The 21,211-nt window shown below is 66.0% G+C and carries 19 protein-coding genes and 1 pseudogene; 4 read left to right on the forward strand and 16 right to left on the reverse strand.

Annotation, left to right across the window (positions count from 1 at the left end):
* Positions 1-12: 12 nt before the first annotated feature.
* The gene (locus B133_RS0115780; RefSeq protein ID WP_018602429.1) at positions 13-1,383 is read right to left on the reverse strand and encodes an MFS transporter; all 1,371 of its coding nucleotides are present in this window, start codon (positions 1,381-1,383) and stop codon (positions 13-15) included.
* A gap of 90 nt (positions 1,384-1,473) precedes the next feature.
* Positions 1,474-3,519 (reverse strand): NADH:flavin oxidoreductase, encoded by a 2,046-nt coding sequence (locus B133_RS0115785; protein ID WP_018602430.1) that lies wholly within the window; start codon positions 3,517-3,519, stop codon positions 1,474-1,476.
* Between the two features lie 128 nt (positions 3,520-3,647).
* Here B133_RS0115785 and B133_RS0115790 point away from each other — a divergent pair, with 128 nt between their 5' ends.
* Positions 3,648-5,276 (forward strand): helix-turn-helix domain-containing protein, encoded by a 1,629-nt coding sequence (locus B133_RS0115790; protein WP_018602431.1) that lies wholly within the window; start codon positions 3,648-3,650, stop codon positions 5,274-5,276.
* A gap of 7 nt (positions 5,277-5,283) precedes the next feature.
* Here B133_RS0115790 and B133_RS0115795 read toward each other — a convergent pair whose 3' ends face one another.
* Together B133_RS0115795 and B133_RS0115800 are read right to left on the reverse strand one after the other, a co-directional pair.
* Complete coding sequence (locus B133_RS0115795) at positions 5,284-6,588, reverse strand: FAD-binding oxidoreductase (RefSeq protein WP_018602432.1); 1,305 nt, start codon at positions 6,586-6,588, stop codon at positions 5,284-5,286.
* Between the two features lie 61 nt (positions 6,589-6,649).
* Positions 6,650-7,945: an SRPBCC family protein gene (locus B133_RS0115800; protein ID WP_018602433.1), complete on the reverse strand. Its 1,296-nt coding sequence runs from the start codon at positions 7,943-7,945 to the stop codon at positions 6,650-6,652.
* Positions 7,946-8,183: 238 nt separating this feature from the next.
* Here B133_RS0115800 and B133_RS0115805 point away from each other — a divergent pair, with 238 nt between their 5' ends.
* Positions 8,184-8,963 carry an IclR family transcriptional regulator gene (locus tag B133_RS0115805; RefSeq protein ID WP_018602434.1) on the forward strand — a complete coding sequence of 260 codons (780 nt, stop codon included), beginning with the start codon at positions 8,184-8,186 and terminating at the stop codon, positions 8,961-8,963.
* 70 nt (positions 8,964-9,033) lie between these two features.
* On the opposite strand, the gene B133_RS0115810 is transcribed toward B133_RS0115805, so the two are convergent.
* The 8 genes from B133_RS0115810 to B133_RS0115845 are packed head-to-tail and all read right to left on the reverse strand — an operon-like array spanning position 9,034 to position 17,009.
* Positions 9,034-9,690: a GntR family transcriptional regulator gene (locus B133_RS0115810; RefSeq protein WP_026256490.1), complete on the reverse strand. Its 657-nt coding sequence runs from the start codon at positions 9,688-9,690 to the stop codon at positions 9,034-9,036.
* Positions 9,691-9,713: 23 nt separating this feature from the next.
* A complete protein-coding gene (locus tag B133_RS0115815) occupies positions 9,714-11,204 on the reverse strand; it encodes an FAD/NAD(P)-binding oxidoreductase (RefSeq protein ID WP_157625897.1) in 1,491 nt (496 codons plus the stop codon).
* A complete protein-coding gene (locus B133_RS0115820) occupies positions 11,197-11,490 on the reverse strand; it encodes a (2Fe-2S)-binding protein (RefSeq protein WP_018602437.1) in 294 nt (97 codons plus the stop codon). Before B133_RS0115820 ends, B133_RS0115815 begins: the two co-directional genes overlap by 8 nt.
* Entirely contained in the window at positions 11,483-12,643 is a 1,161-nt protein-coding gene (locus B133_RS0115825; RefSeq protein WP_018602438.1) for an FAD-binding oxidoreductase, read from the reverse strand. The genes B133_RS0115820 and B133_RS0115825 overlap by 8 nt, the downstream gene beginning before the upstream one ends.
* The gene (locus tag B133_RS0115830; RefSeq protein WP_018602439.1) at positions 12,640-13,641 is read right to left on the reverse strand and encodes a proline racemase family protein; all 1,002 of its coding nucleotides are present in this window, start codon (positions 13,639-13,641) and stop codon (positions 12,640-12,642) included. The genes B133_RS0115825 and B133_RS0115830 overlap by 4 nt, the downstream gene beginning before the upstream one ends.
* Complete coding sequence (locus B133_RS0115835) at positions 13,638-15,098, reverse strand: aldehyde dehydrogenase (NADP(+)) (RefSeq protein ID WP_018602440.1); 1,461 nt, start codon at positions 15,096-15,098, stop codon at positions 13,638-13,640. The genes B133_RS0115830 and B133_RS0115835 overlap by 4 nt, the downstream gene beginning before the upstream one ends.
* 35 nt (positions 15,099-15,133) lie before the next feature.
* Positions 15,134-16,096 (reverse strand): ornithine cyclodeaminase family protein, encoded by a 963-nt coding sequence (locus tag B133_RS0115840; RefSeq protein ID WP_018602441.1) that lies wholly within the window; start codon positions 16,094-16,096, stop codon positions 15,134-15,136.
* 13 nt (positions 16,097-16,109) lie between these two features.
* Positions 16,110-17,009 carry a dihydrodipicolinate synthase family protein gene (locus B133_RS0115845; RefSeq protein ID WP_018602442.1) on the reverse strand — a complete coding sequence of 300 codons (900 nt, stop codon included), beginning with the start codon at positions 17,007-17,009 and terminating at the stop codon, positions 16,110-16,112.
* A 212-nt stretch (positions 17,010-17,221) separates the two neighbouring features.
* Here B133_RS0115845 and B133_RS25370 point away from each other — a divergent pair.
* Positions 17,222-17,434: pseudogene (locus B133_RS25370) on the forward strand (IclR family transcriptional regulator C-terminal domain-containing protein); the annotation flags it as partial.
* A complete protein-coding gene (locus B133_RS0115850) occupies positions 17,367-18,221 on the forward strand; it encodes a Cof-type HAD-IIB family hydrolase (protein WP_018602443.1) in 855 nt (284 codons plus the stop codon). The pseudogene B133_RS25370 and the gene B133_RS0115850, both read left to right, overlap by 68 nt.
* 51 nt (positions 18,222-18,272) lie before the next feature.
* Here B133_RS0115850 and B133_RS0115855 read toward each other — a convergent pair whose 3' ends face one another.
* The 4 genes from B133_RS0115855 to B133_RS0115865 are packed head-to-tail and all read right to left on the reverse strand — an operon-like array spanning position 18,273 to position 21,180.
* Positions 18,273-18,575, reverse strand: coding sequence for a hypothetical protein (locus B133_RS0115855; RefSeq protein ID WP_018602444.1), 303 nt, complete (start codon positions 18,573-18,575; stop codon positions 18,273-18,275).
* 9 nt (positions 18,576-18,584) lie between these two features.
* Positions 18,585-19,463 carry a hypothetical protein gene (locus B133_RS22900; RefSeq protein WP_018602445.1) on the reverse strand — a complete coding sequence of 293 codons (879 nt, stop codon included), beginning with the start codon at positions 19,461-19,463 and terminating at the stop codon, positions 18,585-18,587.
* Positions 19,432-20,007: a hypothetical protein gene (locus B133_RS24655; protein ID WP_198291007.1), complete on the reverse strand. Its 576-nt coding sequence runs from the start codon at positions 20,005-20,007 to the stop codon at positions 19,432-19,434. The genes B133_RS22900 and B133_RS24655 overlap by 32 nt, the downstream gene beginning before the upstream one ends.
* Positions 20,008-20,010: 3 nt before the next feature.
* Positions 20,011-21,180, reverse strand: a complete 1,170-nt coding sequence (locus tag B133_RS0115865; RefSeq protein WP_018602446.1) for an SPFH domain-containing protein — start codon at positions 21,178-21,180, stop codon at positions 20,011-20,013.
* Positions 21,181-21,211 lie beyond the last annotated feature (31 nt).

A 21,211-nucleotide genomic window follows, 5' to 3' on the forward strand; every position in this document is an offset into this window, starting at 1 on the left:
ACCGCCCGGCGCTCAGTGGCTGATATCACCAGCCAATTCACTCAGCGACTTACCGCTGGTCTCCGGGGCCAGGATCTGCGACACGATCGCACCGACGAAGGCGACAACGCCCGCGAAGACCATCGTCCACGTGAAACCAAAGTGCTCCATCGAGAGCGGGATCAGGAACAGACCAGCAGCCGCACCGAGGCGGCTGACCGCCGCCGCGAACCCGGTGCCGATCGCCCGGACCTCGGTCGGGAAGATCTCCGCCGGGTAGATCGTCGTCATCACGTTGTACATCGCGTTGACGAACGAGTACGCCAGGAAGAGGATCAGCATGATCATCGACAAGACGCCGACCTGGTCCACGGGAAGCACGAAGCTACCCATGATCGCGATGAGGACCAGTAGCGCACCAGCGAGCCATTGCGTCGGAACCGTCATGGTGCGCCGCTTCCACCGGTCGATCATCAACATCGTGAAGATGACGCCAAACCAGGCGAACACCGCCAGGATCACACCGCGCATCAGGCCCTCCATGCCGATATCGCCCAGCAGGCCGTCGGCGAAGGTCGCGATAGCGAAGTACGGGGTGACCGCACAGGCCCAGAAGATCGACATGAAGACCGTCGCCCGCCACACGGCCGGCGAGAACAGCATCTTGAAGCTGCCCTTCGGACCGCCGCTGGCGGCCTTCATCATGTCCGTCTGGTATTCGGTGTCGAGGTACTCGAAGACGAGCCCGTGTGCCTCCTCTGTTCTGCCCTGAGACCACAACCATCGGGGCGACTCGGGCAATCCGATGCGGCCGAGGAGCAGCCCGCCTGCGATGAACGTGCTGGTGCCCAGCGTGATCCGCCAGTCGATGCCGGCCTGGTCCATGAAGTAGCCGATGATGAACGCGATCATGAAGCCGCCGTACCAGGCGACCAGCGTCAGGCTCATCAGCTTGCCGCGCAGCCGGTTCGGCACGAACTCCGCGAGCATTGGCCAGCCGACCGCGTATTCGATACCGACGGCCAGACCCATCAACAGACGGACGATGAACAGTTGCGCCGGTCCGTCGACGAAGAACTGCATTGCCGAGAAGACGGTGAACATCGCGAGGTCCCAGAACAGAATCGGCTTGCGACCCACCTTGTCGGCCAGCCAGCCGCCGAGCGGGGAGCCGACGAGGATGCCGATCATCGCCGAGGCCGCCTCGAGGCCAATCCAGGCGGTGGTGAACCGGGCGTCTTGCTCAATGGTGTGAGCGACCGGGCCGATGATGCCGAGGATGTAGCCGTCGATGAACATACCGCCGACCAGCACGATGACCATCCGCTGCATGAACCGTCGCTTACGCGCCAGAACCGCCGGGTCGTCGGAGAATTCCGTAAGGGCGTCGTCGTTCACAGACATGGGACGTGCTCCTCGGGAATCGGTGTGTAGGACATCACTGCTCCTTTTGATTGATTGATTGACGGGTTCTGCTTCGGGGAAGTCGTCGGGCTAGATCGCGCTGCACAGCCTCAGTGAGTCGAAAATCGCGGCGGGAATGTTGCGGCTGGCTACGGCGTCGCCCACCCGGTACAGCGCGTACTTACCGTTGGGATTGGCGTCCGCAGGCTGCGAGTTGCGCGCGAGCAACTCCGGGATGGAGATCAGCCCGAGATTCACGGAGTTGTCTCGCAGCGCTGCGTACAACTCAGGGTCGGGCTCGGTTCCGTGCTCGATGATCACCGTGTCCACCACACGTTCGTGCAGCGTCTTGGCATCGTCGGTTTCGAGCCGAACCACCAGACGGCCGTCCCGACGCTCGATATCGACCAATCGCTGCAGCACCGTGGTCGACACATCGTGGTCGGCCATCATGGCGAAGTAGCCGACCGCGGGTGACGCGCCCACGTCCGGCGAGGCGCTGCGTTCCGGTGTCACGTACTGCACCGATCCCGCGGTGCGGGTGAGCGCGTCGATGGCGTCCAGCGCTTGGTGCCCGCCGTGGTCGTCGTACACCAGCACATCGCCGCCTACCTTGCGGCCGCCGGCGATCACGTCCCAGCTGTCGATCGCGTATTCGTCGCCCGGCACTCCGACGCGTCCGGAGGGAGTTCCACCGTTGGCGAGGATCACGACGTGGGCGCCGTCAAAGGTGGAACCGAGATCGTCGGCGTCGACGTAATGGTTGCGCACCAGCTTCACGCCGAGTCGTTTGCATTCGGCTACTCGCCAATCGATGATCCCGATCAGATCGCGGCGGCGTTCGCTGATCGCTGCGAGCGCCACCTGCCCGCCGAACCGGTCGCTCGCCTCGTAGAGGGTCACGTCGTGCCCGCGCTCGGCGAGGACGCGGGCGGCCTCGAGTCCGGCGGGCCCACCGCCGACGACGATGCACTTCTTGCGGTCGGCAGCCGGCGAGATCCGCTGCGGCAGTTGCTCTTCCCGCCCGGTGGCCGGGTTGTGGACGCAGTTCGCCTGTCCGGAGGTGTAGATCGAGTCGATGCACAGGCTTGCCCCGACGCACGGGCGGATCTCGTCCGCGCGGCCGGATTGCGCTTTGATCGGAAGGTCCGGGTCGGCCATCAGGGGGCGGACCATGCCGACCATGTCGAGCAGACCCTCGGCGATGGCGAAGCGCGCGGTCGCCACGTCGGTGATCCGGCCGGCGTGCATCACCGGTTTGGTGAGCTGCTTTTTCACCCAGCCGGCGAACTCCAGATGGGGCGCCGACGGCGTGTACATCGGGGGGATCATCTTGGTCAGTGCGGCATCGGTATCGACGTTGCCGCGAACGACCGAGAAGAAGTCGATGCCGGCGATCTCGAAGGCCTTGCACATCTCGATTCCCTCTTCGGGAACGATGCCCTGGCGTCCTTTGCGCAGTTCGTCCAGCGACATGCGAATGCCGACGATGAAGTCGTCCCCCACCGCCGCACGAATCGCGGCGAGTACCTCGAGCGGGAAGCGGAGGCGATTCTCCAGGCTCCCGCCGTACTCGTCGTCGCGGGTGTTGTGGAACGGCGAGAGAAACTCGTCGAGCAGGTGGCTGCTGTACGCGGCGATTTCGATCCCGTCCAGACCGGCCGCCTGGCAGCGCTGTGCGGTCTCGGCGAATTCGCGCGCGATGCGGCGCAGGTCGCCTTCCTCGGCGATGCGGGAGAACGCCCGGTGCATAGGTTCGCGGGTACCGGAGGAGGACACCGCGGGGATCCACTCGCCGGTGTAGTCCAGAATTCGGTGCCCCATGTGAGTCAACTGGGTCATCACCGCGGCGCCTTGCTCGTGGACGTCGTCGGCAAGTGCTTGCAGGAGCGGGACCGCCTCGTCGCGGTACAGCTCGAGGTTCCCGAAGGGGGGCGCACAGTCCGGGCTGACCAGCGCACTCCCGCCGATCATGGTCAGCGCGACCCCGCCGCGGGCTTTCTCCCGGTGGTACGCGCGGTAGCGATCCTTGGGGAGCCCGTCCTCGCTATATGCCGGTTCATGCGAGGTGCTCACAATGCGATTACGCAGGGTGAGGTTCTTCAGCGTGAACGGCGAAAACAGCGGGTCGCCCATCCTGTCCTCCTAACTCCTCCTCGAAGTGGTGTAGACAGGGTGACGCGTTGCGTGACACACATCACCCTTTTCTCGGACGCCGCTTACACTGAGTCAAAAGAAGGTGTGGGGTGACAGACGGGAAGTAAATGGTTGAGGGGCTTCGAACACTCACCCCCGCTGAGCGCGACGCCCTAACCCGCACCGCGACCTCGCGGAGCGAGGCGCACGGTCTGGTTACCCGCGCCCAGATCGTTCTCGACTGCGCATCGGGCGGCGTCGCCGAAGCCGCTCGTCGCAGTTCGGTCAGTCCGACGACCGCCACGAAATGGTGGCGCCGCTTCACCGAGCACGGGCTCGCGGGGTTGCACGACGCCCCGCGCACCGGTCGCCCATCGAGCGACGAAATCGACACGGTGCTGGAATATGCACTCTTTTCGCCACCGGAAGGCAGCAAACGGTGGTCCACGCGTGCCATCGCCCAGGACGCCGGATTGAGCCAGGCGACGGTCAGCCGCATCCGGCGCCGCGTATTCGAACATCCAGACGCCGGCCATCAACTCGTGGTCAGCAACGCGGCGGGAATCCTGAGCTATGTCGAGGTAGGCCCACGTGGATGTGTTCTCGGCTTCTCCCATGGAACCGGAACTCGGCCCACCTCCGCCCCCAGTGCGGCCTTGGTAGATGCCGTCGAAACCATTTTCTGCGCCGCGCTACTGACGCACCCGTTCGTCGGCCATCCGCCGCAACCGTCTGCGGCACAAGCTCCAGCGCGGCAAGGACTTTCGATGAGCCTCTCGGCCCTGCTGGAAAGGGCCGCGGGGGCACTGTTCACCGGGGTGTCGCCAACATTGTTGGTTGACACCGAGTTGGATTCGGGTGCGGGGCGCTGGCTGCGCCGCCATCCTGAGTTCACCGTGCGCGTCCTCACCGGGGACGCATGGTTCGCCGCGGTTCATCGGATTGCCGATGAACTCGATCCCCGGCAAACCGCCGAACTGCAGGTCGTCCAGCAGCGAATACGCGCGGCACGCGCGAAGGACGCCGACAGCTTCAGCTGGGTCCGATCCGCAGACCACGGACCCAGCACGAGTGCCGTACCCATCCCGACCGCGCCCGCGGACCCGGTATCCGGCGACCTGGGACTCGCCATGGTCGCACTGTGCACTGCGATAAGCGGGGGCGAGTTGCGTCCCGGGGACGAGATTCCTCCGCGCACCATCTCGCGTCGCACCGGGCTTACGCCGACCCGGGTCAGCGAGACGCTCAGCTGGTTCGCTTCCGAGGCGCAGCTCGACCGCCGCAACGGCCGGTACTGGATTCCCATGCCGAGCGCACGCGACATCATCGAGACCTATACCGCGCGCGGCCTTCTCGGCACCGCAATCGCACGGCGTCTCGCTGACCCCGCGACCGTCTTGCCCCCAGCGCTCGACGCCTACCTGGATCGTCTGCGGGTCTGCCACGAAATGCACCTGACGCACGACGCCTACATGATCGACTTGGATTTCCAGAACGAACTGGCACGCTGCGCGAATATGCCCCGGATCGGTTCGATGTTCGTCCAGCTCTCACTTCAGCTCCGACTGTTTGTCACCATCATCGGATTGGACTACCAGTACCCCACCGACGAGATCGTCACCGACGGTCGCCGCTTGGTACTCGCATGCCAGAAAAACGATGCCGAGGCGGCGGTCGCCGCGTGGCGGCAGAAGACCGACAACTGCGTGCGCCACATGCTCCGCTTCCTCGACGCGATGGCCAGCCGGACCAAATAGGCGGCCGCTACCCCATCACGGTGCCGGTCGAATCCGGGTTCAACGGGCGCTTCCTGGAGAATGCGCCGAGATCGATGTCAAGGCCGGTGTGCTCGCCGACATGATGGACCGGGTCGTTGTCGTGATCGGTGCCGTTCTCGACCGCGGCGATGAGTGTCGTCATCAAGCGCCCAACCAGCGGAGCGTTCTTGAACTGATTGCCGCTGGTGGCCATCGCGACGTAGAAGCCCGGCTGATCGGTCTTGTCGTAGATCGGCGCCCAGTCGGAGGAGACGTCGTAGACACCGGCGATCCCACGGGGCTGACTGGGAACAGTGAGTTCGGGCAGGCGACGCGCGGCCCGGGTGACATGGCGTTCGAACTGCGCTGCCGTCCGGTTGAGGTTTGCCGAATCGGGATCGTCGATCCATTCGAGCGGGTCACACTCGGGTTCGGTACCGCCCACGAGGAGACCACCACCAGGCTCGGGCCGCATATAGACCCCGAGATCGAGGTCGCCGATCGCCGATCCGAGACCGCCTTCCGGGTTGTATCCAGGAGGCGCACTGACGTGCGCTACCTCCTGGCGCAGCGGCTTCACCGTCACGGTGAAGTCACCGCCGATACCCGCCAGTTCATTGAACGCACCAGACCACGGGCCGGCCGCGTTCACGACGATCGGCGTCTCGATGGTCTCGCCGCGGTCGGTCTCGATCTTCCACACGTCACCGCCGCGCGTAGCTGCGACAACCTCTGTCCGGTACGAGAACCGCGCTCCGAACGCGACAGCAGCGTCGGCCATGTTTGCCGCCGCGAGGCGTGGGTCGTCGACAAAACCGCCGTCCGGGGTGAACAGCGCACCGACCGAACCCTGAGCGTCGTCGAAGAAATGCTCGTCTTCGATGGCCTTCGGCGGGTAATACTGGCCGACATCCATCGTGGGCATGCGAGCGGCGAGTGCCTCGGCGTCGAGGTACTCGTACGGCACTCCACACGCGTCGAAGAGCTTCATCGACCTTTCCGCTGGCGCCATCTCGGTGTCGAGGAAGGTCCACCCACACCGGTAGAAGCGGGCGAGCGGCTCGTCCACCTTTCCGCCCAGGTGATCGGACCATTCCCGCCAGCACTGCGCCGCCTCCCATGCGGTGGCCACGCCGGTCTCCGTCGAATAGTTGAATCGAACGATTGCACTCGAGGCGCTGGTCGAGCCGTGTCCCGCGCCCGGGCCTTTGTCGAGGACACGTACCGAGTACCCGGCGCGAGCCAGTTCCAGTGCGATCGAACTCCCGATCACACCTGCACCGACGATGAGGGCATCATTGCTGCTGGTCATGGGCAGTCCCTTCGTTGATGTGACGATCACCCATCAGGGACGTCATGCGTGTGCAATGTTGTCATTCTCCGAGGTGCTCCCGGATGCGCTGGATGTACCAGTTGACGAACGCGTCGACCTGATACTCAGACGGCGCATACGGGCCGGGCACGTACGCGGGACTCAGGATCCCCTGGTGTGCGCGCGTGACGAAGGTGCCGTCCTGCTGGTTGGTGGCGCTCCAGGCCCAGGTCAGTTCATCGAGGTGGTAATCGACACCCTCGACGGCATCCGGATGGACAAGCCAGGTGGTGCGCAGGAGGGTCTGGTCCGGCGCTATCGGGACCACCGAGAAGGTGATCGCGTGGTCGGCCATGAAGTGGCACCAAAAATTCGGCTGCACGTGCATCGAGTTCCGCCCCAGCCGCGCGACCGGGAAGTCGGCCATCAGCTTGCTGACTGCCGCAGTACCGTCCGGGGTGAAGGATTCGCCGGCCTTCTCCAGCGGCTCACGCATGATGCGGAATCCGGTGGGCCGGGTGTCGAGTTCCTCGATCTCCGCAAAGGGCAGCGACAACTCGTTACAGGTGTCCTCAAGATCCTTGATCGCGGCGAGATACCGGTCGCGCGCCGGGATGAGGCGAGCGGGGATGTCGTCGAGGTCGAATCCGTAGACGGGGAAGTACGACTCCAACAGTTCCGGGTGGCCGCCGGCGCAGTGGTAGCACTCCCGGTTGTTCTCCATGGTGAGCTTCCAGTTGCCGTGCTCGATCAGGTCCATCTGCTTGGCGACCTTGGCCTCACCGAGCCGATGAGGGGCAAGGTACGGCTCGACGATCCCGACGACCTCGTCGAAATCAGCGGGCGTCTCGTCGCTGACACAGATGAAGATCAACCCGGCGACAGAGCGAACGTTGACCGTCCGCAGCCCGAAGCAACTCGGATCGAAGTCGTCGGCCTGCGAGTCCGCGAAGACCAGAGAGCCATCCATGTCGTACGTCCACTGGTGGTAGCCGCACACGATCCGGCCGATCGAACCGCACGCGTCGTTGAGGATGCGGGCGCCCCGATGGCGGCAGACATTGTGGTAGGCCACCACGTTCTCATCGTCATCACGCGCGACGATGATGGAGTATCGGCCCATGTCGATGACCACGTAATCGCCCGCCTCTGGAATCTCGGCTTCGTTCGCCACGAAGATCCACGACTTGGCGAAGATCGCATCGATGTCAAGGTCGAACCATGTCTGCGAGATGTAGAACGGCGCCTCCAGGCTCATTCCCGGCACTCGTCGGGAAGCAAGCACACGCGGGTCGACTGCCGCTTCGGCATGGGCGGTGTCGGGGTTGAAAGCGGGCATCTGCGCGGGAGCATTCATGGTCGTCTTCTTGGTCTGGGGATGGCGCGTTGAACTGCTCGAGGCAGCGGTCGCTGTGGCTGGATATCTCGGATCAAGACCGGCAGAATTCTCCCTGAGATGTTCCGCATCGTGGTACTTAACCGCAATACGGATCAATGATTATCTGACGTCGGTGCGGTGTCAAGCACGTTCTCGAAACCATCCGCTCTACGTCGCACCGCACACGGTGGGTGTCGCCCTTCGTAGGATGCGATCCATGACTAGCCCCGATGGCGGCCGCAGCGGCGTCGTGCAGTCGGTTGATCGCGCAATCTCGATCCTCGAGGTCATTGCACGCACGCGATCGATCGGCGTGACGGCAATCGCGACCGAACTCGGACTGAGCAAGACCACCGTGTCCCGACTCCTCGCGACTCTCGAAGGCCGCGGCCTCGTCGAACAGAACGAAACACGCGGCGAGTACACGCTCGGCTACACCGCTTGGATGCTCTCGAGCAGCCCCAAACGCAGGCCTGACCTCGTCGCCACGTGCCGCCCGTTCGCTGTCGACCTCGCTCGCCGCATCGGCGAGACCGTCAATATCGCCGTGCTAGACAACGGCGAGGTGATGACCGTCGACCAGATCGCCGGCGATTCGGCTATCGGCAGCATCGACTGGGTGGGCCGCCGCACGCCGATCCACGCCACAGCCGCGGGCAAGATCCTCCTCGCCTGCCTGCCTGTAGACGAACGCGCCAACTTGGTGCCCGATCCCCTGCCTCGCTTCACTGAGCACACCATCACCGAACGCGCTCGCCTCGACCGCGAACTCGACGAGGCCACAGCGACCGGCGTCGCATACACCTACGAAGAGAACGAGATCGGCGAAGTCGCAGTCGGCGCGCCGATCCGAGACTTCGACGGTCGGGCCTTTGCTTCGGTGACCCTCGCCGGACCGGCGTTCCGTGTCACCGATAGGTTGCCGGCGATGAGTCGCGAGGTTGCGAAGACGGCCGCCGAGATCTCCTGGCGATTCGGCTGGCAGAAGTCGAGCTGAGATCAGTTTCAGCCGAGCAGTGCCCGTACGGACGGTGCAGACGCCGGTCCCGCATGGCACCTCGCCTTCGTCAGCGGGTCGCCCAGCGGCCGCGCGTCTGGCTGATGTGCTCCCGCATCAAACGGTCGACGAGAGCGGGGTCGCGGGCTTCGAGAGCGTTGACGATCACGTGGTGTTCACGCGCCGAGTCGGCCAGCAAACCGAGTTCCACGAGGGTGGCCAGGCCGTAGAGGCGAGTATTCGCGCGCAGGTCGGAGATGATCGTCGTCGCGCGGCTGTTGCCGCTGTAGCCGAGGATCTTCAGATGGAAGGCGCGGTCGGCCTCGGTGTAAGAGACCAGATCGCCCTCGGCGGCGCAGGAGACGATGTCATCGGCCAGTGACCGCAGTTCGGCGAAGTCCTCCGTCGGGATCAGCTCGGCCGCCTGGGCGGTGAGCGCCGGTTCGATCAGCATGCGCAGTTCGGTGATGTCATCGAGGTCGGCGTCGTCGAGCACCGTGACCCGGTAGCCTTTGTTCGGCACCGTCTCGACCAGGTTCTCCCGAATCAAGTCGAGCATGGCCTCCCGGACCGGGGTGGCCGAGACGCCGAAGCGCTCGCCGAGCGCCGGGGCCGAATACACCTCGTCCGCCACGAGTTCGCCGGAGATGATCGCGGCGCGCAGGGCCCGGGTCACCTGCTCGCGCAGGCTCATCTTGTCGAACTGCCGCAGGTTGGTGATGTTCACCCGAACCTCCTCCCGCATGCTCGTCACGGCTGCGCCCGATCGTATTCGTCGGCCAACTCACCCAGTGTGATCGGCGCGGCGATGGTGCGCTTGGCGCCTGCGACAAGGTCGGCGACGTTGGGCACTCCGGATGGGGCGGTCAGGCAGGCGGTGGCGAAACCGCACACCCTGCCCTGGCACCAGCCCATGCCTGGTCGGGCGACCAGTTTTGCGGTGCGCGCGTCTTCGGCACCCAGCTCGTCGCGCGCGCGGGACAGCTCCGCGTAGCTGACCTCTTCGCAACGGCAAACAGTGGTGTCGGGCTGCAGCCAGTCCGCCCAGCGCGCCGGCACCGGATGCGCCTGATGCATCGCGCTCGCAAAACGGCGTCCCCGGGTGATCACCCCGATGAGCTTGCTGCGCCGCCGCGTGAGCGACGCCATCGCTCCCAGGTCCTGGGCTGCCGTCAACCCGGCCAGTTCACCTTCGGCCAGCGCGAGAACCGCGCCACCAACACCGGTCGCTTCTCCCGCGATGTAGACGCCGGGCACGTCTGAGCGCTGCGCGTCGTCTACCACGGCAACCAATGAGCCGTCGACGTCGACCCGGGTCTGTGCGCCGGTCGCGGTGACCAACTCGAGCGACGGGGTGAAACCCCAACCGAAGGCGACCAGATCCGCCTCGTGGCGCTGCTGGGTTTCGGGCCGAATGCGTCCGTCACGATCGAGGCGCGCGGTGGTGACGCCGGTGACGCAATCGGCGCCCTCGATCGCGGTGACGACGGTGCGGGTGCGATAGCGAATCCGGTGTCGCGCCATCGCATACGCGTATTCGGCACCCTCGATTGCCTTGCTCGGGACCGATGCGGCGGCAATCGGATGACGACCCCAGCCGCGGACGAGTTGGCTTGCCTCGCACAAAGCCACCACGTGGGCACCCGCTTCCGCGAGGCCGGTCGCGACCGGAAGCAGGAACGGGCCGGTGCCTGCAACCACCGCCTTCTTCCCGGCCACGCTGCGGTTGGCCTTCAGAAGTGCCTGCACGCCACCGGCTGACATGACGCCGGGGAGATCCCAGCCGGGTACCGGTAGCTGACGGTCGTAGCCGCCCGGGCACAGGATGAGCGTGCGTGCATCGATCCGGTTGGTTTCCGGCGGCGGGCCGGCGAGTGCGGTGAGGTGCAGCGCATAGCGCGGTTCGCCGCCGGCGTCCTCGATGGGTTCGAGGAACCACACCTGTCGCGAGAAGTGGAGCACGATCCGGCCGGGCGCTGCGGCCGCCGAGGTGTGCTCGTGCAGCCGCGAGCGCAGATCGGTGAAACGCCGCCACAGGTGCTGCCCGCGGCCTTCGTCTGGAGCGTCGAATCGTTCGTCGGGGTGGCGCCAGAACTGTCCGCCGGGTTGCGCAGCCGAATCCACCAGCGCCACCGACAGATTCGACTCGGCCGCGGCCACCGCAGCCGCCAGCCCCGCCGGACCGGCGCCGACAACTGCGACGTCATACCGTGCCTGCACCTGCCCTTCTGAATCAGCCACGCGAGTCCACCCCCGTAACTCCGCCGCTCCCGCATGCCAGTCCGTCACGCACCGGGACCAGGCAGGCGCGTTGATTCGGGCGTCCGTCGATGGTCAAGAGGCAGTCGAAGCACACCCCGATCCCGCAGAACAGCCCGCGTAGGCGATGGTCGAAACGTGTGGTGCGCCAGCTCTTGATACCGGCGTCGGTGAGCGCCCCGCCGACCGTTTGTCCGGCGCGCGCGGGAATCGCCTCGCCGTCGAAGGTGAAAAGCACCTCGGTGCTCTCGGGCTGGTTCTCAGGCAACGGTGACCTCCTGCAGGCTGGGCCTATCCGGTGCGAACGGCGTCAGCTCCAAGTCAGTCGTCTGCCCGGTCATGGCCTGCACCAACAGTTTCGCGGTTCCCACCGACAAGCCGATGCCGGCGCCCTCGTGCCCGGCCGCGTGCCACAGGCCGGGCGCGCGCGGATCGGTGCCGATCACCGGCAGATGGTCGGTGCAGTACGGGCGGAAGCCCAGGTAGGACCGCATCACCGAAACGTCGCGCAGGCAAGGGTAGAGCCGCAGCGCTCTGGCGGCGATCTCCCGGATCGCGGCCAGCGACGGCGTTGCGTCGAAGCCGACCCGCTCGCGGGAGGAGCCGATCAGCACGGTGCCGCCGCGGGTTCCCTCGATCACCGTCGAGGTCTGCAGGCCGCTATCCGAGCTTTGTGTGCTCGCGACGTACTCCCCGGCGTACACCTTGTGGAAGACCGTCGGCGGCAGCGGCTCGGTGACCAGCACGAAACCACGGCGCGGCAGCACCGGCATGGAGATGCCCAGCAGCGCTGCCACGTCACCGGACCAGGCGCCCGCGGCGTTGACAACCATCGGCGCGGAGATGTTCCCGGCGCTGGTCCGCACCCCGGTCACCCGTCCCGCCTCGGTGAGAAACCCGGTGACGGTGGTGTCGGTGTACACCACCGCGCCGCCCTCACGCGCCATCCGCAGCAGATGCGCCGCCAGCAGCACGGGCTGCACCTGGCAGTCCTGCGGGTAGTACGCAGCTCCGGTGATGTCCGGGGTGAGGTGCGGCTCAAGCGCGGGCACCTCGTCGAGTGGTACGTCGTCGACGTGAACGCCGGCCGCACGCTGGCGTTCCATCAGTTCCACCAGGCCGGCGTATCCGGCGGCGGTGGAGGCCACCACCAACCCGCCCTTGAAGTCGAACTCCCAGAGGTCGGCGTATTGGACGAGTTCGCCTGCCCATACATCGTGCGAGTAGAGCGCGAGGTCGAGTTCGGGTCCGGCTTCCTTGTCGGAGACCAGCAGGTTGCCCTCGCACGCGCTGCTGCTGCCGGACACGATGCTCCCGCGCTCGACCACGGCGACCGTCAGGCCGGCACGCGTGGCGTACCAACTGATCGCCGAGCCGACGGCCCCAGCGCCGATGACGACGACGTCACAAGACTTGATCACAGCTCGAATCCGATGGGGAACGGATCATCGGGGTCGATCATGTACTGCGCGGTGCCGGTGATCCAGGCGCGTCCGGTGATGGTGGGAATCACCGCCTCGATCCCGCCGACGGTAGTGGTGTCGACCAGGCGCCCGGTGAACTGGCTGCCGATGAACGATTCGTTGAGGAAGTCGGTGTGCAGCGGAAGTTCGCCCCGGGCGTGCAGCTGCGCCATCCGCGCGCTGGTCCCGGTGCCGCACGGCGAACGGTCGAACCAGCCCGGGTGGATCGCCATCGCGTGCCGCGAATGCTGTGCGGTCGAGCCGGGCGCCTTGAGGTACACGTGGTGGCAGCCGGCGATGTCCGGGCGCTCCGGGTGCACCGGACGGTTCTGCTCGTTGATGGCGTCCATGATCACCAGGCCGGCGTCCAGCAGCTGCTGCTTGGCCTTGCGGTCGAACGGCAACCCCAGGTCCTCGAGTTCGACGATGGCGTAGAAATTGCCGCCGAAGGCGATGTCGTAGCGCACCCGACCGAATCCGGGCACTTCCACGGTTTGATCGAGCCCGTAGCTGAAGGACGGCACGTTACGAATGGTGACGGACTTGGCCTGACCGTCGGAGACGGCGACCTCGGCGATGACCAAGCCCGCCGGGGTGTCCAGCCGCAGGGTGGTGACCGGCTCGGTCACCGCAACCATGCCGGTTTCCACCAGCACCGTGGCGGTACCGATGGTGCCGTGACCGCACATCGGCAGCAGCCCCGAGACCTCGATGAACAGGACGCCGAAGTCGGCGTCGGGGCGCGTCGGCGGCTGCAGAATCGAGCCGCTCATCGACGCGTGCCCGCGCGGCTCGCGCATGAGCAGCTTGCGCAGATCGTCGTTGTTCTCCATGAACCATTGACGCCGCTCCGCCATGGTGTCGCCCGGGAAGACGGGCACTCCGCCCACGATCACGCGGGTGGGCATGCCTTCGGTGTGTGAGTCGACCGCGTGATAGACGTGGGTGGTCTTCACCGGTTGTCTCCGATCTCCAGAACGCCGTCGACGCGGCGGGGTGCGGGCACGGTTTGGTCGTCGCGGAGTTCACCGGGCAGCAACCCCTGCGGGAAACCCTGCCACGCGACCGGCCGGACGAAACGGTTCAGCGCCGCGGTGCCCACCGACGTGGTGCCGGAGGCGGTACTCGCCGGGTAGGGGCCGCCGTGCTGCTGCGCGTAGGTCACCGAGACTCCGGTCGGCCACTGATTCCACAGAATGCGGCCGGCCTTGCGGGTCAGGATGTTCGCGAGCGGCCCGACGATCGCGTCGTCCTCCTCGGCGGCCAGCGTGGCGGTCAGTTGACCGTCCAGCGCCCGCGCGACGTTGAGCAGGTCATCGTCGCTGGTGTAGGTCACCACCATGGCGGTGGGTCCGAAGCACTCGACGAAGATCTCGTCGAACTTCGCCAGCAGGGTGGCCGCGTCCGTGGCCAACAGCGTGGCCGCGGGCGGGTCGACCTCTCCCCCTCCGCCGGCAAGCAGCTCCACGTCGTCGCGGGCTTGCAGACCCTCGCGGGTTTCGTGGTGCCCGGCCGCGATGCCGGTGTTGAGCAGCTTGTGACCGTCGGGCAGCGGGGCCGCGCCGAGCAGTTCGGTCAGCCCCGAGTCGGCCGGGACCATCAGCAGGCCGGGTTTGGTGCAGAACTGGCCCTGGCCCATCGTGAACGAGCCGACGAAGCCGTCGACGATCTCTTGGCCGCGCTTGGCGGCGGCGGCCGCCGTGACGAAGACCGGGTTGACGCTGCCGAGTTCGCCGTAGAACGGGATCGGCTCGGGGCGCGACTGGGCCAGGTCGAACAGGGCACGACCGCCGGGGATACCGCCGGTGAAGGCGCCCGCCTTGACGTCCGGGTGGCTCAGTGCGGCGCGGCCCTCGTCCTGGGTGTGAATAACGCTGAACAGGCCGTCCGGTGCACCCGCTTCCCTGAGCGCGCTGATGACGATCGCGGCGGTCGCATCGGAAAGTTTCGGGTGGCCGCGGTGCGCCTTGTAGATCACCGGGCAACCGGCCGCGAGCGCTGCGGCGGTGTCGCCGCCCGCGACGCTGAACGCGAACGGGAAGTTCGAGGCGCCCCACACGACCACCGGGCCGAGCGGCACCGAGGTACGACGAAGGTCTGGACGCGGAGCACCCATCGGCCAGTCGGCGTCGGCGTGGTCGACGCGGACATCGAGGTGCTCTCCCGCGGCGGCGACGTCGGCCAGGATGCGCAGCTGAAAGGTGGTGCGCTTGAGCTCGCCGCGCAGCCGCGCCTCGGGCAGGTTGGTTTCGGCCTGGGCGATCGGGACAAGGCGGTCGGCGTCGGCGTCCAGCGCATCGGCCACGGCGTACAAGATCTTGGCGCGCTCCGCTGCATCCGTCGCGGCCCAGGTGTCACCGGCCGCGACGGCCGCGGCCACCAGTTCGTCGACGTGCGGGGAAGTTTCAGTCATGTCCGGCTCCTTGGCGTGGGCTTGGCGTTGGTCTATCAGGTTCGGGTGTGCGACTTGCGGTACTTCTCGTAGATGGCGGCGGCGACCACGAGGTCTTCCCATGCCATCCCCACCCCGGAGAAGACAGCAGGAACGCCCGCGCGGCGACTGAACCGTCCAGTCACGAGGTCGGCCAGGTTGGCAATCGGATGGTCGGCCCACTCTGCCACGGTGCGGGCGCCAAGCAGGTTTCCGGCTTCGCGCATTGCCGAAGCCCGGCCCTCCACCACGACGTCGGCGCGACGGATGAGTTCAGGGGGAAGCTCGGCGTTCTGCGGACCGTGTGCGCCCATCGCCGCGACCACAGTGTCGGGTGCGACAAGAGCGTCGTCCAACACCGGGGTCGAGGAGCTGGTGGCGGTCAGCACCACCGCCGCCGAAGGCACGTCGTCGGCGGTCCCCGGCCGCACCCGCAGCCCGGCCGAGCTACCTTGCTCCACCAGGCGTGCCACCGCTTCCGGGCGCCGCCCGATCACCGCGGCGTCGATCGGACCGACCACGTCGTCGAGCACTTCCATGTGACGTAAGGCCTGCGGGCCGGTGCCGTAGACGACGACTTTCAGTGGTCCTTCCGGGCGCCGTGACCCCAGCCGGAGCAACTCACGGATCGCGAGAATGCTCACCGCGGGGGTCCGGAGCAGGGTGAGCTCCGGACCGTCCATCAGTACGCGGGGAGTGAGGTCGTCGCTCCCCACCAAGACGTACACACCCTGGATCTTGGGCTTGCCGCGGCGCGGGTTCTCCGGCGCCACGGTGATCACTTTGACGCCCGAGTATTCGGTCCCGCAACCCGGCATGAGGAGGAACTCACCGCCGGGTGCGGGAGAGAACAGTCGTGGGGCGTCGGATTCGGGGTCGACGACGCCGGACTTCAAAGCGTCGTAGAGGAAGTCGACCGCTTCCGCCTCGTTTGCGAGAGCTTTCAGCTCGTCCGCAGGGAGAAAGTCCAGCGTGGCCATGACTCAGTTGTATCTAGTTGTATCCGCGGGAGATGGCGTACTCGGTCGCCTTGGTCACCCGCGCTGCCATCTCGGGCGAAAGCGGGGTGCGCGGCGGGCGGCAGATTCCGCCCTTACGGCCGACCATGTCCATCGACAGCTTGATGGCCTGGACGAACTCGGTCTTGGAGTCCCAGCGCAGCAGCGGGTGCAGATCGCGGTAGAGCTTCAGGCCCTCTGCCAGATCGGCAACATTGCCGGAGGTGGCGAGGTCGTAGAGCTTCTTGCAGGCGTTCGGGAAGGCGTTGGTGTAGCCGGAGACCCAGCCCACCGCGCCGGCCACACCGACCTCGAGCAGGACATCGTCGGTTCCAATCAGCACGTCGAGGTCGGGCGCGAGCTCCTCGATCTCGTAGATCCGGCGGACGTCACCGGTGAACTCCTTGACGCCCTTGATGTAGCCCAGGCCGTGCAGTTCGGCGAGCAGGTCGGGCTTCATGTCGACCTTGGTGTCCAGCGGGTTGTTGTAGGCGACGATCGGCAGGCCGACGGCGGCGACGCGGCGGTAGTGGTCGATGACGGCCTCACGCTCGGCGCGGTAGGTGTTGGGCGGCAGCAGCATGATGGACTGCGCGCCCGCCTCGGCGGCCTGCTCGGCGGCGCGGACGGACTCGAGCGCGCCGTAGGCGCCGCAGCCGGCCATCACGCGGAAGCCCTCGGGAGCGACCTCGGCGGCGATGGAGACGACCTTGTAGCGCTCCTCCGGGGTCAGCGTCTGGTACTCACCCAGCGAGCCGTTCGGGGTGACGCCGTCCATGCCGTTCGCGGCGAGCCAGGTCACCTCGTCGGCCCAGGCGTCCCAGTCGATGGAGAGGTCGTCGTTGAAGGGAAGGGCGGTTGCGACGTGGATTCCGCGCCAGGGCTTGTCGGTCATCGAGCTGGTCTCCTCAGGTATCTAGCGACTCTGCGTTGATCACCATGTGACATTTCACATGATTTGAGCTGGCTTTTCTTACTCAACACGAAGGACAGTATCAGTGCCATTGCACTGGTACAAGGGGGCCGGACTTTGTTCTTCGCGGTTGGTTATTCTGAGTCAGAATTCCATGGCGAGGAGCCTGTTGAGCGAGAAGCTCGCCGGCGCAACTTCGACGCCAGCTCGCCAACGTCCGCAGCCGCGGCTACGCCGTCTGTCGCCAAGAACGCGAGGTGGGACTGTGCTCACTGGCGGTGCCGCGGCGCACGAAATCGAACTCCGCATCGGCGGTACCCGGCCACGAGGGGACACAACATGACGCACCCGCCCGACATCGCTACCCGGGGCGCCGCGGGGGGCCGGATCAGACTCGTCGTGACTGACGTCGACGGCACCCTCCTCGACAACAACCACCGGGTCCCGGCCGAGAACGTCGCCGCCATCGCGCACGCACAGCAGGCGGGCCTGAAGGTCATGCTCGCCACCTCTCGGGGGCCGGGCGCCCTCACGTCGGTGCTCGCTGCGCTGCCAGCCCTCGCCGATGCGGTCTTCATCTGCTCCCAAGGCGCACTTACCGCGCGCGTCGGTGACGACGGCACGCTGGACGTCGTCACCGAATGGAACATGCGGGTGGACGCCGCGCACCGCACGGTCGCGGTGGCGCGCGAACGCGGCATCGCGGTGGGCTGGTACTACCGGGAGCACTGGTACGTATCCGATCTCGACCACACGATCACCGATGAAGCCGCCATCACGGAGACCGCCCCTACCGTCTGTGACCTGGACGAACTCACCGAGGGACCGGATAAACTCATGCTCATCGCACCGGATGGACGGCCGGAGACCCTGGACCCGGTGATTGCCGCGATGCCCGAGGGACTACGGGCGCAGATCTCCAACCCGACCTACCTGGAGATCACCCGGGCCGACGTCGACAAAGCCCACGCGCTCGCGGAGTACTGTCGGGCCGCGGGCATCGATCCGGGCGAAGTGCTCGCCGTAGGCGACGGTCCCAACGATCTCGGTATGCTCCGCTTCGCGGGGGTCGGTGTCGCACCGGCGAACGCGCGCCCGGCAGTTCTCGACGCCGCGGACTACTCCACCAGCGCTAACTGCGACGCCGGAGTCGGCCACGTGCTGCGCTCGATCCTTGAGGTTCTGGCCTGCTGAGTAGACGGTCTGGGTTGCTCACGGGCTCACGGCCCAACTGACGGCCTCGTGCTACCCGCGCACTTCCCGCTCGTTGGCGTCTGACATACGGGAATTGCGCGAGTTGGTCACGCTCTCCGCGAACTGGTCCATGGTCCGCATGTTGGCGATGTCCGAGAGTGTTTCCCTCTCGTGGTGGTGGCGCTTGTTCTTGTTCCGGTAGCGCGAGTACTGGTACATGAAGAACGCCGGACCGGTGAGGAGGAAGAGGAAGGGAATCCACTCGCCGCTACCCGACGAGGACGATGACGACGCGAGAAGGTGACTCGACGCAACAACGACGTCGACCGCCGCCGACAACATCGTGATGTCCACGTTCGCCCCCTACCGCCAGAACACCAGGGCAGACAGGATTGTCGCTGCGAGCCCGCACAATTCGGCCACACCCGATGCGACCCACAGGCGCGTCGTGTTGATTGGCACCGAGCCCATCGTCTCGCCTGTGCGGCCGTTCACCGCGATGTAGTGCAGCAGTTCTTTCCCGCCGCTCTTGCGCTCGTAGTAGCTGTACAACCACACGGGCAGATACGCAGACACCCACCGCTCTCCGTGGACGTCGATGCGCTGCTGGTCCCAACGCACGCCGCGATCGTAGAACTCCAAGGTCTCGGCGGCGCGATACCGGCCGATGTCCTGGGCTTGCAGGCGCGCGGGGTCGAACATGGCGTCGACGTCGAGATCGCGCCGCTGCGAGGTGAATCCCGAGAGATAGTTGGGGTCGTAGCGCACGACGTTCTTGGTGTCGAACGGCGTGATCGAGTTGATGATGTTGTTGGTGTTGCGATCGGTGTGGAAGTCGCGTTTGTCGGCAGCCGATTCGATCGTGAGGTCATCGATGTAGAGATCGAATTTACGAGCCACCCGATACGCATCGAAGTCATACCGAGTCTCGGAATTGTCGTCGTCGATGCGCACGGTGTAACTACGGGTGGTGTGCTCACCGATGCCCACGAACTCGACCGAGCTGTTGAAGTCGATGATCAAGTAGGGCAGGTAGACACCCATGACGTTCTCGGGCGCAAACTCCGCGGTGAACCGCCGGCTCGCGAAAAACTTACGCGCCAAGACGAATTCGGAGATGCGCGCGACGGCCTCGGCTTTGGGTAGCGAGAACGGCAGCACGACGTCGGGGACCGCACCGTTTTGGATTTGCTCGTTGACCGAGAGCTTGTTACGGCACCAGTGACAGCGCCTGTACGGCATGGGCAGTGTCGATCGACACCTCGGCACCACACGCGCTGCATTTGAAGCTCACGACCTGGTTGACCCCGGGCACGAGATTTCCTGAACCCGAACAGATCCGACGTCCGCGCAGTTGGCTGATCGGCGAGTTGAGGTCGAACACCTCGGCGGCGTTCTTCTCACTCCACGCGAATCGGCAATAGTGGCAGACCAATTGGCCGCCCTTGATATCGAAGCCGATGTCGGTGGCTCCGCAGCGCGGACACTTGTTGAGCCCGTCGGATCGGTCGGTTGACGTCTGGATGACCTGCGGCCCGTCGTGCTGGTCGTAAGTCACCACGGGTGCTTCGCCGGGGCCGTAGCCCGCGTTGCGTTCGGCCTCACGCGCACGGTTCACGTCGTCCCACGTGGCATTGCTGAACTGGCCGGGCGGCGTCACCTCGACGGCCTGGTCGCGCGGGATCGCACCGTCCGGCTGCGCGGATCCATATGGCTGCGGCGGGGGTTGGCCGCGGTCTGGCGGATATCCGCCAGACCGGTTACCCCGGCTGTAGGGGTCAGTCATGGCCTAGAGTCCGAGCGCCTTGGCCTTGGCAGCGTCGTAGTCGGCCTGGGTGATAAGGCCCTGGTCAAGCATGCTCTTGAACTGGGCGAGTTTTGCTACCGGGTCATCGCCGGCGGGTGCCTGCTGATACGCCGCCGGGCCCGGAGGTTGTTGCAGGCCACCCATCGCGCCGCCCGCGGCATTCATACCCATGCCCATCATCGCGATTCCGGCAGCTCCCCCACCATTCTCGCCCGCGGCCTGCATCCCGCGCGCGACCGACTGCTGGAGGAATGAGTTGCCACGCGAGCCGCTCAGGGCATCCGCCTTCTTGACGTCCGAGAGCAACCGTCGGGTGTCCTCGTCGTACTCGATCGATGCGATCGCGACGTTGACGATCGTGATGCCGCGCCCCGTGCTCCAGCGGTAGGCACTGTCGACCGCGGCCGAGAGCGACTGAGCGAAACCGATGGAGTCGCCTTGGATGCGCGCCATCCGATTGCCCTTGCTCGGGTCGTTCGTATAGTGCGAGAACGCCGGTGCGAGCGACGACACCACCTCGTTGAAGAGTTGAGTGGCCGCGTCATTGTCGAAGTCAGTGAAATCGAACACCTGGCCGCCGGCCTGCAAGTACGTCAACGGCACGAACTGGGTGGCGAACAGGACCGGGTCAATGATGCGTATGGTGTACGTACCGCGCGTGATCGCACCCACCTGAGCGCCGAGATACGCGTCATCCCAATAGATCTCCGACTGCGTACCGAACCGGTTATTGGGTAGCTCACGGAGGTTCACATAGAACACGAGCTGCTGGCTGCCGGGCTGACCGCCGAACTTGAAGCGCTCAAACGATTGTTTGACGACCGAGCTCACTCTGGAGTCGTCGGCGAAGATCGACTGCGAGTAAGAGTCATCGGAATGCCAGATGTAGCCGCCCGGCTGGGCAATGAAGCCCGTGATCTTGCCATCCTGAAACGTCATCAGGCCGGTGCCCTCGGGAACGAGGATCTTTGAGCCGTTGCTGATGATGTTCTGCGAGGCACGGGTGTTGGAACCGCGGCCCGCGTTCTGTCCGACCGGAACGCCCGGGAAGATCACTGCGGTCGGGGCGACCTGCGGCGGAACGACAAAGTCTTTCCACTGGTCAGCGAGGGTGCCGCCGAACGCGCCTGCGAAAGCCTGGTTGGCAGCCACAGCGTACCCGTGCGAACCCTTCGAGCACGGC

The sequence above is a fragment of the Mycobacterium sp. 155 genome (assembly GCF_000373905.1).
Taxonomy (GTDB): Bacteria; Actinomycetota; Actinomycetes; order Mycobacteriales; family Mycobacteriaceae; genus Mycobacterium.